A 16,650-nucleotide genomic window follows, 5' to 3' on the forward strand; every position below is an offset into this window, starting at 1 on the left:
TAAATCCAAGTTCGGGATTTCTGCCTTAGTCAGCTTACACTCCGCTCTCTAATCGCTTTCTTCCACACCTTATATAAAAGGAGTCCCCATCCCCATGCAAATTTCTAAAGGACGCGCCAACCTCATGCTGCTGATGGCAGCCATGATCTGGGGCGCCGGCTACATTTTTACTAAATTGGCAACCAACGCCAATATGCAAGCTGGCTTGATCAACGCTATTCGCGGATTTATCTACGCTGGTTTGGCCTTTCTTTTTTTCCACAAAGCCATTTTGAAAATGAACAGGACTGATCTGCAACTTGGATTAGTTGCCGGCGTCATTAACTTTTTAGGCTATCAGTTTCAAACCTGGGGGCTACGGTTTACTACACCTTCTAACAACGCCTTTTTAACAGCGATTTACGTGGTCATTATTCCCATTATTATTTGGTTCATGTATAAACGGCGCCTTGAACGAAAGAGTTATTTTGCCATTATTATTGCGATTATCGGGATGGGCTTTTTAACCAATGTTTTGCATAACGGGTTTACGCTTCATCTCGGCGATTTATTAACGCTTATTTCCGCCTTTTTCTATGCGCTTCAGATCGTTTACTTTGGGATGCGAGCGACCAATACTAGTCCCTTTGTGCTGTCATTTATGATGGGAATGACGCAGGGCGGGTTCGGCTTGATCTGGTCGTTGCTGTTTGAACACGCCAGCTACGGTGCTATCAACTGGCAGGCTGGTTTGTGGCCGGTTATCGTACTGGGGATCGTCTCCTCGTTTGGCGCTCAAACGCTTCAGATCGTTGGTCAGCGGTTTACTGATCCGACGCCAGCCGGTCTGATTTTGATGACTGAATCGATGTTCGGCAGTATTTTCTCGGTAGTTTTAGGCTTCGAACCGTTTACGGTGCATTTACTGCTGGGCGGTGTGCTGATCATCATTGCCATTTTGATCATGCAGTTAGATTTTTCAAGGTTTCGAACAGTTAAATAGCACATAAGTCAAACCAGTTTCTGCTGCAAGCCTATGCTGGTACGTATCTCAATCAGCTTTTTAGCAGAAATTGATTATAATTGTTCCTTGGTTCATTGCTTTAATCTAGTCTAACCATGTGCCAAAATTCAGGAATCTACCGAGTTTTGGCACACACTCAAATCAAAAGCAGCGTTCGCAAAGCACCTAGTGGTGTTTTACGAACGCTGCTTTTGATCAAGTTCGACTGAATAATGCGCGACTCATTACTTCACGAACCGGAGCAGGTAGTTACCCTGCGCGTCTGAAGTAATCGTATAGGTAGAATATCCATCCTTCAGCCATTGCGATTTCGTGGCTTGGGCCCAACTCTTCGCATCTGAGATGGAAGAGAAGGTATGAGACTGACTGAATGTGATGGATCCTGAGTTGTTTCTATTGTTGTCGGTTTTCTTGGAAGATGACCCAGCTGAGTTAGAAGTAGTATTGGCGGAGCTGGACGATTGCTGAGTGTTGGCCTTAGCCTTGGTACCGTCTAGCTTTTTTTGTTCGCTGTTCTTAATTGTTGCATCTGATTCCTGATTAATCGAACTTTGCAAAGAGCTTCGCTGAGATGAAGTGATTCCTTTATCATCATACCGTGAACCGTTTGAGCGGTCACCGGTAGAATTATTTGCATCTGCACTGGGCGCATCACTTTCAGATGTGCTGTCAGATTCAGTGTCACTGGAACTATTATTCTTAACAGATTGTTCGGTGTTTTGAGCACCATTTTCGACTTTAGTCGAGCGGTTAGCAAGCCAAATACCAACACCCACGATCAGCACGAGTGTTACTAGGAAGCTGACGATAATCTGTCGGAAACGAGACGGCTTCTTCGGCGGTTTGCGCTTCGGGGATTGATTATCAGTATTGAAATTATAGCGTTGCATACGCGATTGCGGTTCTTGATTATTCACGTAAAATACCTCCAATATCAAGAACGGACGAACAAGCCATTAAAATACTACTTAAGGTTAGTTTAACTCATTTAGGGTTAAAGTTTACTATTTTTTACTTATTTTGTAAAATTTACCGTCAAGAAATAAATTGGTCAATGTATGGTAAAATTAAGGCGTAGCGTTGGAAAGGTGAAAGGGACGATTAAATGGTTGCGACAATCAAGGATGTTGCGGAGAAAGCAGGGGTTTCTGCTGCGACTGTTTCCCGGGTACTTGCCCATAAAGAAGGCTTTTATTCAGAAGTCACAGCTCGCCGAGTTCGTAAAATTGCAGCATCGTTAAGCTATGAGAAAAATACGAGTGCAGTTGAACTGGTTACCCAAAAGAGCCAGGTTATTGGCGTGATCATTTCTTCCACCAAAACGAACTTTTCCGAAAAAATTATTGATGGTATTCAAGACGAAGCTATCAGACATAATCTCAGTGTCATCATGCTTTACGCTGGTCAAAATGATCCCGTGTTGCAGAAAAGGGCGTTACAGACATTAATTGAGCGCGCTGTAAAGGGTATCTTGGTGGTTGCCATTCAATTCAGCGACGCTAACTTAGCGTTGCTGCAAGGGTCGCAAATTCCGTATCGTTTTCTCTCAACTGCGTATAACAGTGATAAGTTACCCTCAATTGCGTCCGATGATTACCAAATTGGTTATCAGGCAGCCCGGTATCTGATCAAACGCGGTCATCGACGGATTGGTCTTGTTGCAATGGACACGAGCGGTTATATTGGACAGCAGCGGGTTAGTGGTTATCGGGCAGCTATGACCGAAGCGGGACTACCAGTTAAGGACGGCTGGGTGAAAGTTGGCATGTACACCTACGAAGATGGTGTGAGTGCCATGGCAGCTTTCGGTCAGCACCCTGACGTGACTGCCATTATTGGTGCCAGTGATTTGGCGGCGGTCGGTGTTTTGAACCAGGCCGTTCAATTTAACCTTAAAGTACCGGATCAGCTGGCAATTATGAGCATTGACGGCACTTATTTAGCCGAAATCGTACGACCGCAGTTGACTACGGTGACGCAGGGTTTTTATGATATGGGTATTCTAGGGACGCGCATGCTGCTTGATCAGACCAAGCAGACAACTTCACAGTTCACACCCATTAAAATCGAAACACGGCAAAGTACATAACTTTTGAAAGGTGGTTTTTATTGTGCATAATGATATTCCTCAAATTCCTTTAGCAAATGATAATACGATCCCGCAACTCGGCTTGGGTGTTTTCCAAGTTGATAACGAAAGTGATATTAAGAATTCCGTTAAGTGGGCGTTAGAAGCTGGCTACCGGCACATCGATACTGCTGCTTATTATGGCAATGAACAGTGGGTCGGTGAAGCGATTCGCGAAAGCGGGATAGATCGTAAAGATCTGTTCGTCACCTCGAAGCTCTGGAACAACGTTCGCGGTTATGACGAAACTAAGCAGGCCTTCCAAGCAAGTTTGGACAAGTTAGGCTTGGATTACTTGGATCTTTACCTAATTCACTGGCCTGCTCCGGGCTACGTTGATAGCTGGAAGGCCATGGAAGATCTTTACCGTGATGGTAAGATCAAAAATATTGGTGTTTCTAACTTTGAAAAGAATCAGTTGGAAGATTTGATGAAACAGACTGAGATCAAACCAGTCATTGATCAAGTCGAAACCCACCCTTACTTCCAGCAGACTGAACTTCATGCTTACTTGGAAAGCCAAGGCATTCAGCATGAAGCTTGGAGCCCGCTAGGTGGCGGCAAGAACAACGCGATCAAGGATCCGCTTTTCGTGAAGTTGGCCAAAACGCACAACGTCACACCAGCTCAAGTTATCTTACGCTGGCACGTTCAACGTGAAGAAATCGTGATCCCTAAGTCAATCCATGAAGACCGGGTTAAAGCTAACCGTGATATCTTTGCCTTTGGTCTTGATGAAGCTGAGATGGCAGAAATTGCCAAGCTGGATCAGGGCAAACGTGTGGGCCCAGACCCACAAGATACCGAATGGCTGAAGAAGTCACAGCAGTATGGCGCTAGAAAGTAGTGTGTTAGGTTTTAAGCATGCGTAACAAAATTCGGTAGATGCCAGAAGTTAAAGCAGATAGTGCCTGTTCGACGAACTTTGTCGGGACAGGCACTATTTAGGTTAACTGGCCATCTTCAGGATTTTGGCACCAACACTGACTTCTTGGCGTCACATAACATTTGCTTACAACCATCGTCTCCGTTAAAATGAAATTATCTTTTTGAGCGGTTAATGAAAATAAATAGAGGAGCGATTATTTGACACATCGAGCAAAGTGGCTGACCATTTCCGTTATTATCTACGCTGTTTTTGTCGTCTGTGCGGTAGGCTTCAAGCTACTGGATCCGGCAAAGATTGGACTATCATGGACCGTTTTTTGGTACGTTGCTGCCGCGGGATTGATGTACTACTTTTACTTTAAAAACATGGCTTATCGAGAAGTCATCTATTATGCCCGTCAATTGCACCTGACAAAGGCTGACTTGGAGGCACTGGTGCCTAATCGTAAGAGTACGGCTGAAGTGCCAGATCCAGAACATCCCAGTCTCTTGACGCCACTGATTCAGGTACCGTTGAGTGTGACCAATCGGTTGACGGATACCTTGGAAAAACGTGCCGAAAAAGAACATATTGCACCGTTTAAATGAACTAAAAATCCCTGGTTATCAATGACTGATAATCAGGGATTTATTAATTTTTTAAAAGTTACAAAATCGATGCGCCGACAATGCTCATCAGGATCATGGTTAGAAAACTGTCAGCGATCAGCGCAATGAGCAGCGCGTAAATCTTATCCATGCCGCGCGTTTGCTTGAATTCCAAAATGGTATATGAATAACCGATGGAAAAAGTAGTGACACTCAGTGACAAGAAAATAAATAACAGAGCACCGCCTGCTAGTGCGTTTAGCAGGGCAACAAACACCAGTGCCAATGCTAGGAAAATCAGGCTGAAGTTCGTGTAACCTGCTAACCGGGTGGCAAATCCCAAATACGTTTCTTTTTCGTCGCCAATCATGTATCGGCGTACCAGCCAACCGATCAGCACGAACATGGCCGTAAAGATCAGTGCAATAATAAAGATTTTCAGAAAAAGTGAAAAACCGCTTCCGGAAGACTGAGAAACTGACGCTGCTGCATCGCTTGACGACGTACCGTCAACTTCACTGAAAAGAGAACCAAGGTCACTTTCAAACGAACTAATGGCATCAATGATGCGATAAAGCCCGACCATACTGATCAAGCCAATTAGTAACGCTGAGATGACAAAGGAAGTTGCGCCGAAGAATTGATTAACGCTTAAATCGGTTTGACTGGGGTGCTTGATGGAAGCCCATAGCCAACTAAAATAATTAGTGGAATAGTTTTTGGCGGCTTCCACTTTTAGATTAGGCTGTGAGACGTGTTGTTGATTAGACTGCCTTTGACCTGCTCCCTGTGTTGGCTGCTGTTGCGAACGGGCGTTAAACTGGGTTAAATCATACCCGCAGCTGGTACAAAACTTAGCCCCTGGCTTCAGCTTTGCACCACAGTTAGGACAAAAACTTGGACCTGCTGTTTCACTCATAATAATTCCCCCTAAGAATAAATAAAACTACACTATAAAAGTATCACAAATAGTTAATGGTGAGGTAGAATTTATGAGCTTTTTCCTAAAAATTGAAATAATATCGCCCACGGCTTTTTCTTGACGCTGCTCTAGACCCATGATAGTATAAAACTACTTTATTGCTTCTCAAATCAAGTAGTGCTCAGTCTGGGTGTCAGGAAGTCGGTGGTTGCTGCGAACCGATCAGGGCTGTGTGACCAAATACTGAGAAGCATCGTGCGGAAAAAGCTAGAGCCGTTATCATCTAGTGAGTGGGGAGTCTGCGGACTCCTAAGCTGGGTGGTACCACGGTTAGTCCAATCGTCCCTGTTGCGTCTTTGACGTAGCAGGGACGATTTTTTATTGAGAAGGGATTGTTAACGATGAAGAAACGGTCAAACGTGAAATTTGGTGAAGCTATCGCCGTTTTATTGATGATGTTAGTTGTGATGGGAGTGGGTGTCATCGGCTTTCGTATTAGCCCACAGATTCCCGTACTAGTGGTGATTGCTTTAGTCATTCTCTGGGCACGGTGCCGTCACTTTAGCTGGAACGATATTCATGAAGGGATTACCGAAGGGGTCTCTACAGGAATTGTACCAATCTTTATCTTTATCTTGATTGGGGTACTGATCAGTGTTTGGATCGCTGCCGGAATAATTCCGTCCTTAATGGTGGCGGGTTTTCACATGTTGAGTGTGCAGTGGTTCGTGCCTTCGGTCTTCCTCGTTTGTGCGCTGATAGGGACGTCCATTGGGAGTGCGTTTACCACGATTTCAACCGTAGGGATCGCGCTGTTTGGCATGGGGACCACGATGAACTTTAACCCAGCGTTGGTTGCGGGGGCCATTATTTCCGGCGCTATTTTCGGTGATAAGACGTCACCGCTTTCGGATTCAACCAACTTAGCGGCCGCTATTGCGGATGCGGACTTGTTTAAGCACATCAAAAACTTGATGTGGTCGACGATCCCAGCTTTCTTGGTGTCGTTAATTTTATACGCTATTTTAGGCCACGGTGCAGCTGACAGCCACGCGGTGACCAAGGTCTCTTCGACGGTTAATGTGCTTAGCGGTCATTTCAACATTACTTGGTGGGCAGCGTTGCCAATCTTGCTGATGTTTGTGTGTGCCATTATGAAAATTCCAGCGATCGGCACGCTGCTGATCAATATTACGGTGGCCGTGGTGATGATTTTTGTCGAGGATCCAGCAACCAAGATTCAAGCGCTAGTTAAAATGATGGAGACGGGCTTTGTCTCCCATACGGGTAATCAAGCCGTTGATGCGTTACTGAGCCGGGGCGGGATTTCGTCTATGATGGGGACCGTTTCGCTGATCTTCATGACCCTTTCACTGGGTGGCTTACTGATGAAATTTGATTTGATTCAAATTGCCATGAAACCGTTGATCTCCAGGCTGCACCGGGATGGTGACCTAGTCACGGCGGCCATTTTTGCCGGAATCGGCGTTAACCTCTTTGTGGGTGAGCAGTACCTGTCGACCATTTTACCTGGGAAAGCGTTCAAGAAACCGTTCAATGATCACGGTTTGGATAACCTGGCACTGAGCCGGGTACTAGAAGACGGTGGAACGGTTATTAATTACCTGGTTCCGTGGGGGGTTGCCAGCTCCTTTGCCGCTGGTACGTTAGGTGTTAGCACGCTGGCATTTTTGCCATTTTGTTTCTTTAGCTTGTTGTCCCCGGTTTTCTCAATTCTGAGCGGTTACACTGGGATTGGGCTGAAGCACCTGCCACAGGCTAGTGCGGAAAAGTAAATTATTTCTGTAAAAAAGCAGACGGATAAAGGTGATTAGCCTTTATCCGTCTGCTTTAGTGTTTATTGAGCCGCTGATCAATCACCGTTTTCAACGGAGAGGACGTCGAAGAAGGGATGTCCGCCGACCGTGTAGCGTTGCCATTGGGCATTAGTGAAGTCTTCGTCATCGCCCCCGCCCCAGTGCTTGTACTGAGCGGCGCCGTTTTTAGTTATCGTCAAACGGTATTTATGGCTTGAAACCTTTTTTTCAGTGAGGCCATTAATTGGTTTTGAGTAGTACAGATAAGTGGTATTGCCCTTAACCTTGAATGAGGAAATCTTTCGGGTAGCAGTTGGCTTGAAGAGATTAATATAGTCGGGATAACTGTATGTCGACTTAATGTGTGAGCGGTCACCTATAATGCCGACGTTCTCTGCATCATAGTTTGGATGCTGTTTGAGAAGCGCAGAACTATAGTATTCAAGGTAGCCGTCGATTGTGATGTGAAAAGCGGGTTTGTAGCGATTAGCGTTACTCGTTGTATACCCGGTACCACTGGTTAAAATGTGAGTTCGATAGGGTACTTTAAGCTTGTAAGCTTTGAAGTCACTTGGGTGAAAGGTGAGCCATTTGCCCACTTCGTCAATGTTTTTCTCTGCGTCATAGTGCAGGTCGCCACGGCTAAGACTAATGGAGTTCTTGAGTGATCCATCAGGATTAGCGTGAGTATTGAAACCCTCAATTTCTAGAATCGTTCCCTTTGGCGTGATGATTTTACTGCCGCGCTTACCATTTTTCCAATGGTATTCGCCGGTATACATTGCCCGAGTAGTTTTAACGTACTGGGCCTTACTAATGGTTTTAAATGAATCAGCGTGTGCTGGTGATTGGGCGCTTGCCAAGCCAAGAAAACCGATGGCGGTTCCCAGTGCGACCAGCGCAACACGTTTAGATAGGTTAACTAGCATATTTATTTCCTCCCAAAATGAAACCCTTTAATCAACTTAAATTATACACGGGAACGCTGTCGACTGGTATTTTTTGCAAACTTATTCGTGCGATACTTCGATAACTTTACCAAAATGTTAAAATTTAGCTATCAACTGTCATTCACGCAAGAGGAGGCGTCTGCGATGACCTTTTATACTTACACCTATTTAAAAAATCAAAATTTCACCACGAGCTATATCAGACTGGCAATTTTAACGCTTCTTTTGATTGCAGCGGCAGTGGTTTTTTTCAAGTATTTTCGGGATCGAACCTCGGTAAAGTATCGGGATCTGTTAGTCATCTTTTTAACGGCGAGCTTACTGCTGATCAGCTTTCAGTTTCAAAACTTTTCGAGCCTGCAAAGCAGCCAACATAATAGTAGTAATGTTTTAGGCATTTTGAACAGGATTGCCAAGCAAAACCACGTTTCACCTCAGTATCTGCAGACCAATACGACCACGGCCAGCGACCAGATGCTGGTTAGGGACAGTCGGCATCATCAGTATTACCGCGTGCTGTATAACGATGATCAGTCCGGTTTTATGACCGAGAAAATTAACGTTCAATTCACAAAAACAAAACTGAAAGTGGTGGGGGGATACTAATGTTTGCTTACAGCGATGTGTTAATCAAATTAGTGATTGGCTTTTTGTTCATTACCGTTTTAATTAATCTGACCGGGAAGAGTAATTTAGCGCCGACTTCAGCTATGGACCAAATTCAAAACTATGTCTTAGGTGGGATTGTTGGCGGGGTGCTCTATAATCCAAGCATTACGCTGATTCAATTCGTCATTATTTTACTGATCTGGTCATTACTGATCTTAGTGATGCGATATATCACGATTCATAGTCAAATGATGCAGAAATTTCTAAACGGAGATCCTGTGACCGTGGTGCGAAACGGCGAAATTTTAGTGGATAACTGTTTGCGGGCCAACCTACCAGCCAAGGAAGTTGCTTTAAAGTTAAGAACAGCTGGTGTGACGGATGTCACCACGGTCAAACGAGCAGTATTGGAGCAAAGCGGTCAGCTGACGATCGTCAATCAAGGCGATGCCAACATTAAGTTTCCGGTGATCACGGATGGAACTGTTGATCCGGACGTTCTTGACCTGATGGGAAAAGATCAGGCATGGTTAGAAGAAGCGCTTCGACGACAGGGTGTTGAACGTGTTAAAGATGTCTACCTGGCTGAATTTAGAAACAACCAGTTGGTCGTTGCAAAGTACCATCATTAAACAAAAAACGTTCGGTAATTATTTACCGAACGTTTTTTGCTTGAATTTAATACGAGTCGCCATTTAATACAGAATTCTTCACCACCACGTAGTCAACTAAGCGGATGTCCATCAGCTTGTTGCCACCAGCGTATGAAATTGAACTTTGCAGGTCTTGCTGCATTTCGGACAGAGTATCGGCAATGTCGCCGCGGTAGGGGACGAGCATTTGCTTGCCTTCCACGTTCCGATAGGCGCCCTTTTGAGTTTCAGAGGCCGAACCCCAGTATTGTTTGTAATCTTTACCATCAATCTTGATCATAGTACCGGGAGATTGTTCGTGCCCGGCCATCAGCGAACCAATCATCACCATCGAGGCGCCAAAGCGGATCGACTTGGCGATATCGCCGTTATAACGAATCCCGCCATCAGCGATAAGCGGTTTGCTGGCGGCTTTGGAGCATAGCCTCAAAGCCGCCAGCTGCCAGCCACCGGTCCCAAAGCCGGTTTTTAGCTTGGTAATGCAGGCTTTTCCCGGACCAATACCGACTTTAGTCGCATCAGCACCAGCGTTTTCCAGTTCACGGACGGCCTCAGGCGTGCCCACGTTACCAGCAATAACGAAACTGTCAGACAGGTACTTCTTGATGTGCTGAATCATGCGGATCACAGAGTTGGCGTGACCGTGAGCAATATCAATGGTGATGTACTCTGGTACGTCGTCCGCAGCTGCTAATTCCTGAATGAAATCGTGTTCTTCCTGTTTGACCCCCACGCTGATTGAGGCAAACAGGTCTTTACTGTGCATCATTTTAATAAAGTCGTGCCTTTTTTCCGGCTGAAACCGATGCATGATGTAGAAATAGTCGTTTTGGGCGAGCCAAACGGCAAGGTCATCGTTGATCACGGTTTCCATATTGGCTGGCACCACCGGAATTTTAAATGTTCTAGGACCAAATTTGACTGAAGTATCGGCTTCGGACCGGCTCTCAATAATGCATTTATTTGGGATCAGTTGAATGTCTTCATAGTCAAATACTTCTGGGTTATTCATCATTACATTACCCCTTATGCTTTAACAGTTGCATCGGTGTCTTGCCAGGCATCAATCAAAACGTTGGTTTGAGTCCGGTCTGGGCCGACCGAGAAGGTGGCGATGTCTACGCCGACCAATTCGGACAGTCGTTTAACGTAGTTTTGGGCGTTGATCGGTAAATCTTCAAACTTTTTAACACCGGTAATATCGTCGTCCCAGCCAGGGAATTCTTCGTAGATTGGTTTGCATTTTTTAAGTTCTTTCAAACTGGCAGGATAATGGTAAATTGTTTCGCCTTCGAGTTCATAGGCTGACGCGATCTTCAACGTCTTTAGCCCGGTCAGTACGTCCAAGCAGTTTAGAGACAGGTGAGTCAAGCCAGAAACTCGTTTAGCGTGGCGCAGCACAACGGAATCAAACCAGCCGATTCGCCGTGGGCGCTTAGTAACGGTGCCGTATTCGTGGCCAGCTTCACGGATGAAGTTACCGGTTTCACCGTTTAATTCAGTTGGGAACGGACCGTCACCCACACGGGAAGTGTAGGCTTTGCAGGCGCCGACAACTTCGTCGATCTTAGAAGGCCCAACGCCGTTACCAATCGTAACGCCGCCAGCAACGGGACTGGAACTCGTCACAAACGGGTAAGTCCCGTGATCAACGTCCAGCATGACACCTTGGGCACCTTCAAATAAAACGTGCTTGCCAGCATCGATGGCGTCGTTGATTACGACGGAAGTATCGGTCACATAACGTTTAATTTCCTGACCGTACTCATAGAATGGTTCATAAATATCTTCAAATTTTAACGGCTCATGATCATATAGCTTCGTGATCATGTCGTTTTTTTCTTCAAGGTTTTGACGCAGTTTTTCTTCAAACGTATCCTTTTCTAATAAATCAGCAACCCGGATACCGATTCGCTCAGCCTTATCCATGTAAGCTGGGCCGATACCCTTGTTAGTCGTACCGATTTTGGCCGTCTTAGCTTCTTCTTGTAATTGATCAATGAGGATGTGGTATGGCAAAATAACGTGTGCCCGGTTAGAAATTCGCAGATTATCCGTTGAAACGTTGCGATCATGCAGGTAATGGAGTTCTTCAACCAGTGACTTTGGGTTAAGCACAACACCGTTACCAATGACACTTAACTTGTCTGAGTAGAAGATCCCAGATGGAATTAAGTGTAACTTATAAGTTTCACCTTTAAAGACAATGGTATGGCCGGCGTTGTCGCCGCCTTGATAACGTGCCACAACATCAGCTTGCTTGCTCAGAAAGTCGGTGATTTTACCCTTACCTTCGTCGCCCCATTGACTTCCTACTACTACTATAGATGACATTAGAACACCTCATATCTATAAATTGCCAGGCCGAGATAAATGCGAACAACCCAGCAATTCATATGTTAACAATTAAGAAACAGAAAATCAAGATAAAACACGAATAATATTTAAAAACATTGGCAATAATGTTCATGAAATATAGAAAGAAGCTAAAACGTGAGCGCTATAGATAGAAAAAGTTAGAAAAACCATTAATTTAATCATGCAAATCAGCTAGGACTATGTTATGATTTTGGTGGAAATTCAGTGTTGAATTTCAAATAATGTTCGTCTTTTAATGAAATCAATCAGAAATGAGGATCAAAATGCTCGAAAGATATACGCGCCCAGAAATGGCGAAAATTTGGTCGCTTCATAATCAGTATCAATCTTGGTTGGAAGTCGAAATTGCGGTGGATGAAGCGTGGGCTCAATTAGGAGTTGTCCCTCAAGAAGACGTTGATAAGATCAACGCGAAGGCGACTTTTAACGAGGATCGAATTGCTGAAATCGAAGCGGTTACTCATCATGATGTGGTTGCGTTTACCCGTGATGTTTCTGAATCGCTGGGAGAGGAACGCAAGTGGATCCATTATGGCATGACGAGTACTGACGTCGTGGATACGGCGCAGGGCTACCGTCTGAAACAAGCCAACGAACTTTTGCGGCAAGACTTGCTGCATTTTAAAGAAGTCGTCCGAAAACAAGCACTAAAATATAAGGATACTGTGATGATCGGCCGGACTCATGGGGTCCAAGCAGAGCCGACCACCTTTGGACTTAAACTGGCCCGCTGGTATTCCGAAATTAACCGGGACATTAAACGCTTTAACGAAGCAGCGGATGAAGTGGAAGCAGGTAAGATCAGCGGTGCGGTTGGCACGTTTGCCAATGTACCGCCGTATGTCGAAAAATACGTGTGTGAAAAGTTGGGGATTCGTCCGCAAGAAATTACCAGTCAAGTGCTACCTCGAGATCTGCACGCCCACTATATTGCAACGCTAGCGTTAATTGGGACCAGTCTCGAAGAATTTGCGACGGAGATCCGGGCCTTGCAACGTTCCGAAATCCACGAAGTTGAGGAGCATTTCAACAAGGGCCAAAAGGGGTCTTCGGCGATGCCGCATAAACGTAATCCAATCGGGTCAGAGAACATTACCGGCTTGGCGCGGGTACTGCGGGGACACGTCCAAACCGCGTATGAAGACGTTGCCTTATGGCATGAACGTGATATTTCCCATTCATCAGCAGAACGAATCATTCTGCCAGACACGACAACCATATTAGACTATATGCTGCACCGCTTTGCTGGTATCGTTGAAAATCTGACGGTCTTCCCAGACAGAATGAAGCATAACATGACGTTGACGTATGGTTTGATTTACAGTCAGCGGGTCATGCTAAAACTGATCGATGCCGGGCTAACAAGGGAAGCTGCCTACGACTTAGTCCAACCCTTAACGGCCAAGGCGTGGGATGAGCAACTCCAGTTCCGCCCGCTGGTGGAAGGTAACGAAACCATTATGTCCCATCTATCAAAGAAAGATATTGATGATGCGTTTGATTATCATTATCATATTCGCAGGGTGGACGAGATTTTGGGGAGGATTGGATTAAAGTAAGGTGCGGAAGAAAGCGGTTAGAGAGCGGAGTGTAAGGGACTAATGGCATAAATCCCGGTTTTGGATTTGTGCTATTAGTCCCTTACATGCAGCTCTCTGCTTTCTGGAGCCCGATTTGGCTAGGTAAAAACACAAAACAAAAAAACCAAACTCACACGAGTTTGGTTTTTTAATAATGACTAGAACTAATTTAAAAAAATTAACTAGCAAAAGTTACAGAAGAAGCGTCTATTTGTGTACCAAATAGTAGTAAGTTTTGTCGTTATCAAAGGTATAGAGAAGTGCTTTCTTCCCGTTATGGTGAGTTGGCTTAAGGTACAGGATGGAAAGGTAGCCAAGATACTTGTGAGGTCCCTTTGGTGAGATCTCGTATTCCTTTGTCAAATACCGATAATCAATATAGGCTAAATCTTTAAGTGGAAAAGTCATTTTCTTAGTTTTCTTTTTGCTGCCTTGATAGTTAACGTACATCGTATAAGAGTTCTTTCTAATCGTATAGGTGTACTGTGTTTTTGGCTTAGAGCCTCGATTCCAGCCCTTTTGCCGCCAGGTGCCGTGCAAAACCGAAGGAATTGTTTTATAAAGATGGTAGTAAGCAGCGTTTGGATTTGCAGCGTGCGCTGTAGCTGTGTTTGAAAAAGTTGCGGCAGTAGCGATCCCAAAGGTGGCTACGATTGCTAAAACAATATGTCTAAGTTTCATTGTATATTTCCCCCATAAAAGATAATTAAATTTTCCAATTGACTAATTTCTATGCCAAGTCAGTTTTAGGACTTGCGCATTAATAGCATTTGTCCCCACAAACACTAGTGATACTTTAACCATTTTTCCATAATTAACCCTCCCCGATTAATTATCTTTTACATTAAGCGTTTGCATAAGAAAAATCAATATAAAGATAGGGTTTTAGTATCAATCCTGATAAGCTTTGGGATTCAAATGGGGCACTGCTTTAAGCTGGCATCGCAGAATTAAGCCATTTTCACTCCCCAATGACAAATTACCGTTAAAAAACACACAAAAAAACCAAACTCACACGAGTTTGGTTTTTTAATAGGGATATGATTTCCAATCTAGGGGGGGATTGGAAATAAATAGAGGAGCAGGGGATCACTATTCTAGGGGAGGAGGATGGATCCCGCATGCAATCAGTTCCTTAGGGGGGGAGAAACTGATGAAACAAGGAAGTGTACCCTCTTAAGATTAAGAGGTATAGCTTGTTGCCTTTGCTATGGTATAAATATACCAACTAAATGTGACAAAAATGTGAACATCGGTTGGGTTATTCGTGAAGATTTACTTATCTTAAAAATAAGTTTTTAAGAACGAAGCGACACGTGCCTGGTAAGCCGCTGGATTATACCAGAAGCTTTCAGCATGGGTGGCGTTTTTGACGATCCAAAGCTGCTTGGGCGCTTTAGTGGCGCGGTAATTTTCGTAGGCCATTTTAACCGGTACGTACTTATCTTTCCCACCATGAATAAAGAGGATCGGCCGGCGATTCTTCTTCAGCTGTTCCTTGGAAGAAACATCCCCCAGATAGTAGCCTAATCGCCGGCGGTTAATGGTGCTGACCATTGGTTCGATGGGATATTCAGGTAAATGATACTGTTCTTTTAGTAGATAAGTCATTTCTTCTTTGATGCTGGAGTAACCGCAGTCGGCAATAATGGCTTTGACCTGGGTCGGCAGGTTTTCTCCGGACAGCATCTCCATGGTGGCACCGCCCATGCTGACGCCGAAGAGCAGGATTTTTTCGTCTTCTCCCTTAATGTCGATGAGCTTATTGATCCAGCTGAGGTAATCTAACCGGTCTAACCAGCCGAAGTTAATGTACTTGCCGGCACTTTCCCCGTGAGCGCGGTCGTCAGGCAGTAAAACGTTGAACCCCATGTTGTAAAACATCTGGGCATAGTTTGCCATGGTTTCGCGGTTACCCTTATAACCGTGAGAAATGACCACCGTTTTTTTCAGGTGGTCAGGGTGTTGAATGAAGGTAGCAACCAACCGTTTTTCCTGGTTATTTTCGTGTAAGTACCAGGTTTCCTGCGGAATGTTTTTGAACCAGTCCACGTAGTCATAGTATTGCTGAGCGTATTTTTGTTTTTCCTTAGAAGTTTCTGGAACGTAGTTGACCCGTTTGAAGGCAATGTTAAATAGGTAGTGGCTGACGTACAGGGCACCAGTAGCGACGGCTGCCAGTGGCAGCCAAAGTGTGACTGATTTTTTCAATTTCCAACCTCCATTAGTGCGTTAAGTAAAGTTTTTTCAAATCGTTGATTTCTTCGTTAGATAGCTGCAGGGCTTCGTTCAAAAATTGCGGCATAGAGCCATAATGCTGGTCAATGGCGGCCATAGCAGCATCGAAATAACCGCTGGAAACCGTCATTTGAGCTTTGATAGTGGCTAACATTGAGCCGCTGATGCCTTCGTTTTTAGCCTTCGTTAGCCGTCCCTGAATCAGCGGGGACAAAATGTCATTTGTTAATAGGTAGTCCTGCTTAACGATTTTTTGCGGAACACCCAGTGCCGATAGAAAGAACGTCGCACCCATCCCGGTACGGTCTTTGCCCGCAGTGCAGTGGAAAAGCAGTCCGTGTTTTTTATCGGTATTACCGAGCAGCGACCCAAAGAATTGGCGGTAGGCTGCTTGTGCCTGAGGTTCAGTCACCATTTCTTGATAGACTTCGACCATGTGATCAAAGCCGTTTTTTTTGCGTGCCTTCAGTTCAGCATTTAGTTCTGCTTGAGTTTTAGAAGCATCCGTTTTGTCATCAGAAAAGACGGGCAGGTGGCGATAATGAATGGTGTTTGGAATCTGGTCGGGGGCCTCAGCAACTTCACCATCGGAACGAAAGTCGATGTCAAACTTGATGCCGTAATCGATCAGTGCCTGCTGGTCGTGGTCGGACAAATAGGCCAAAGTACCAGTTCGAATGACGCGCTGCCACTTCACCGTCTGACCGTCACGAGTCTGATAGCCGCCTAAGTCTCGAAAATTATAGCCGTGGTCCATTGTCAGGACACGTTGATTAGTATGCTGCATGAAAAATCCCCCTCGTTTGTGTGTAGGCGCATGATTATTGTAACGCAAATGATTGGCCATTTCATAGTCAAAGCTTTTGATCCGTAAGCTGCTGGCGGTTGATAAGGG

The 16,650-nt window shown here is 44.9% G+C and carries 16 protein-coding genes; 8 read left to right on the forward strand and 8 right to left on the reverse strand.

What is annotated here, in order from left to right; translation table 11 throughout:
* Positions 1-94: 94 nt before the first annotated feature.
* The gene (locus CES81_RS09430) at positions 95-982 is read left to right on the forward strand and encodes a DMT family transporter (protein ID WP_089121549.1); all 888 of its coding nucleotides are present in this window, start codon (positions 95-97) and stop codon (positions 980-982) included.
* A gap of 245 nt (positions 983-1,227) precedes the next feature.
* Here the strand turns inward: CES81_RS09430 and CES81_RS09435 are convergent, their stop codons facing one another.
* Positions 1,228-1,920: a hypothetical protein gene (locus CES81_RS09435; RefSeq protein WP_089089247.1), complete on the reverse strand. Its 693-nt coding sequence runs from the start codon at positions 1,918-1,920 to the stop codon at positions 1,228-1,230.
* Positions 1,921-2,108: 188 nt separating this feature from the next.
* Here CES81_RS09435 and CES81_RS09440 point away from each other — a divergent pair, with 188 nt between their 5' ends.
* The 3 genes from CES81_RS09440 to CES81_RS09450 all read left to right on the forward strand — a co-directional run bounded on the left by CES81_RS09440 (position 2,109) and on the right by CES81_RS09450 (position 4,607).
* On the forward strand, positions 2,109-3,092 hold the full coding sequence (locus CES81_RS09440; protein ID WP_089121550.1) for a LacI family DNA-binding transcriptional regulator: 984 nt from the start codon (positions 2,109-2,111) through the stop codon (positions 3,090-3,092).
* A gap of 22 nt (positions 3,093-3,114) precedes the next feature.
* Positions 3,115-3,978 carry an aldo/keto reductase gene (locus CES81_RS09445; protein ID WP_089121551.1) on the forward strand — a complete coding sequence of 288 codons (864 nt, stop codon included), beginning with the start codon at positions 3,115-3,117 and terminating at the stop codon, positions 3,976-3,978.
* A gap of 239 nt (positions 3,979-4,217) precedes the next feature.
* Positions 4,218-4,607, forward strand: a complete 390-nt coding sequence (locus CES81_RS09450) for a hypothetical protein (protein WP_089121552.1) — start codon at positions 4,218-4,220, stop codon at positions 4,605-4,607.
* A 58-nt stretch (positions 4,608-4,665) separates the two neighbouring features.
* On the opposite strand, the gene CES81_RS09455 is transcribed toward CES81_RS09450, so the two are convergent.
* Positions 4,666-5,526, reverse strand: a complete 861-nt coding sequence (locus tag CES81_RS09455) for a zinc ribbon domain-containing protein (RefSeq protein WP_089121553.1) — start codon at positions 5,524-5,526, stop codon at positions 4,666-4,668.
* A gap of 404 nt (positions 5,527-5,930) precedes the next feature.
* On the opposite strand from CES81_RS09455, the gene nhaC reads away from it, so the two are divergent.
* A complete protein-coding gene (nhaC, locus tag CES81_RS09460) occupies positions 5,931-7,325 on the forward strand; it encodes a Na+/H+ antiporter NhaC (RefSeq protein ID WP_089121554.1) in 1,395 nt (464 codons plus the stop codon).
* 77 nt (positions 7,326-7,402) lie between these two features.
* On the opposite strand, the gene CES81_RS09465 is transcribed toward nhaC, so the two are convergent.
* Complete coding sequence (locus tag CES81_RS09465; RefSeq protein WP_089121555.1) at positions 7,403-8,275, reverse strand: hypothetical protein; 873 nt, start codon at positions 8,273-8,275, stop codon at positions 7,403-7,405.
* Positions 8,276-8,440: 165 nt separating this feature from the next.
* Between CES81_RS09465 and CES81_RS09470 the strand changes: the two genes are divergently transcribed.
* On the forward strand, positions 8,441-8,902 hold the full coding sequence (locus CES81_RS09470; RefSeq protein WP_180949776.1) for a DUF3290 family protein: 462 nt from the start codon (positions 8,441-8,443) through the stop codon (positions 8,900-8,902).
* Entirely contained in the window at positions 8,902-9,537 is a 636-nt protein-coding gene (locus CES81_RS09475) for a DUF421 domain-containing protein (protein ID WP_089089239.1), read from the forward strand. Before CES81_RS09470 ends, CES81_RS09475 begins: the two co-directional genes overlap by 1 nt.
* Positions 9,538-9,583: 46 nt before the next feature.
* On the opposite strand, the gene CES81_RS09480 is transcribed toward CES81_RS09475, so the two are convergent.
* Both CES81_RS09480 and CES81_RS09485 read right to left on the reverse strand, forming a co-directional pair.
* Positions 9,584-10,570, reverse strand: coding sequence for a GMP reductase (locus CES81_RS09480; protein WP_089121586.1), 987 nt, complete (start codon positions 10,568-10,570; stop codon positions 9,584-9,586).
* 14 nt (positions 10,571-10,584) lie between these two features.
* Positions 10,585-11,892, reverse strand: a complete 1,308-nt coding sequence (locus CES81_RS09485) for an adenylosuccinate synthase (protein ID WP_089121557.1) — start codon at positions 11,890-11,892, stop codon at positions 10,585-10,587.
* Between the two features lie 308 nt (positions 11,893-12,200).
* Here CES81_RS09485 and purB point away from each other — a divergent pair, with 308 nt between their 5' ends.
* A complete protein-coding gene (purB, locus tag CES81_RS09490) occupies positions 12,201-13,496 on the forward strand; it encodes an adenylosuccinate lyase (RefSeq protein WP_089121558.1) in 1,296 nt (431 codons plus the stop codon).
* Positions 13,497-13,724: 228 nt separating this feature from the next.
* Here the strand turns inward: purB and CES81_RS09495 are convergent, their stop codons facing one another.
* From CES81_RS09495 to CES81_RS09505, 3 genes are all read right to left on the reverse strand, one after another.
* Positions 13,725-14,198: a hypothetical protein gene (locus CES81_RS09495; protein WP_089121559.1), complete on the reverse strand. Its 474-nt coding sequence runs from the start codon at positions 14,196-14,198 to the stop codon at positions 13,725-13,727.
* 603 nt (positions 14,199-14,801) lie between these two features.
* Positions 14,802-15,728 carry an alpha/beta hydrolase gene (locus tag CES81_RS09500; RefSeq protein ID WP_089089235.1) on the reverse strand — a complete coding sequence of 309 codons (927 nt, stop codon included), beginning with the start codon at positions 15,726-15,728 and terminating at the stop codon, positions 14,802-14,804.
* Positions 15,729-15,741: 13 nt separating this feature from the next.
* Positions 15,742-16,542 carry a tyrosine-protein phosphatase gene (locus CES81_RS09505; RefSeq protein WP_179211683.1) on the reverse strand — a complete coding sequence of 267 codons (801 nt, stop codon included), beginning with the start codon at positions 16,540-16,542 and terminating at the stop codon, positions 15,742-15,744.
* Positions 16,543-16,650 lie beyond the last annotated feature (108 nt).

The organism is Secundilactobacillus pentosiphilus, assembly GCF_002217985.1.
GTDB lineage: Bacteria > Bacillota > Bacilli > Lactobacillales > Lactobacillaceae > Secundilactobacillus > Secundilactobacillus pentosiphilus.

Excerpts from the sequence above, each read along its gene's own strand:
- CES81_RS09430 (WP_089121549.1), top strand. The coding sequence starts at position 95 with ATGCAAATTTCTAAAGGACGCGCCAACCTCATGCTGCTGATGGCAGCC.
- CES81_RS09440 (WP_089121550.1), top strand. The coding sequence starts at position 2,109 with ATGGTTGCGACAATCAAGGATGTTGCGGAGAAAGCAGGGGTTTCTGCT.
- CES81_RS09455 (WP_089121553.1), bottom strand. The coding sequence starts at position 5,526 with ATGAGTGAAACAGCAGGTCCAAGTTTTTGTCCTAACTGTGGTGCAAAG.
- nhaC (WP_089121554.1), top strand. The coding sequence starts at position 5,931 with ATGAAGAAACGGTCAAACGTGAAATTTGGTGAAGCTATCGCCGTTTTA.
- CES81_RS09465 (WP_089121555.1), bottom strand. The coding sequence starts at position 8,275 with ATGCTAGTTAACCTATCTAAACGTGTTGCGCTGGTCGCACTGGGAACC.
- CES81_RS09470 (WP_180949776.1), top strand. The coding sequence starts at position 8,441 with ATGACCTTTTATACTTACACCTATTTAAAAAATCAAAATTTCACCACG.
- CES81_RS09475 (WP_089089239.1), top strand. The coding sequence starts at position 8,902 with ATGTTTGCTTACAGCGATGTGTTAATCAAATTAGTGATTGGCTTTTTG.
- CES81_RS09480 (WP_089121586.1), bottom strand. The coding sequence starts at position 10,570 with ATGAATAACCCAGAAGTATTTGACTATGAAGACATTCAACTGATCCCA.
- CES81_RS09485 (WP_089121557.1), bottom strand. The coding sequence starts at position 11,892 with ATGTCATCTATAGTAGTAGTAGGAAGTCAATGGGGCGACGAAGGTAAG.
- purB (WP_089121558.1), top strand. The coding sequence starts at position 12,201 with ATGCTCGAAAGATATACGCGCCCAGAAATGGCGAAAATTTGGTCGCTT.
- CES81_RS09495 (WP_089121559.1), bottom strand. The coding sequence starts at position 14,198 with ATGAAACTTAGACATATTGTTTTAGCAATCGTAGCCACCTTTGGGATC.
- CES81_RS09505 (WP_179211683.1), bottom strand. The coding sequence starts at position 16,542 with ATGCAGCATACTAATCAACGTGTCCTGACAATGGACCACGGCTATAAT.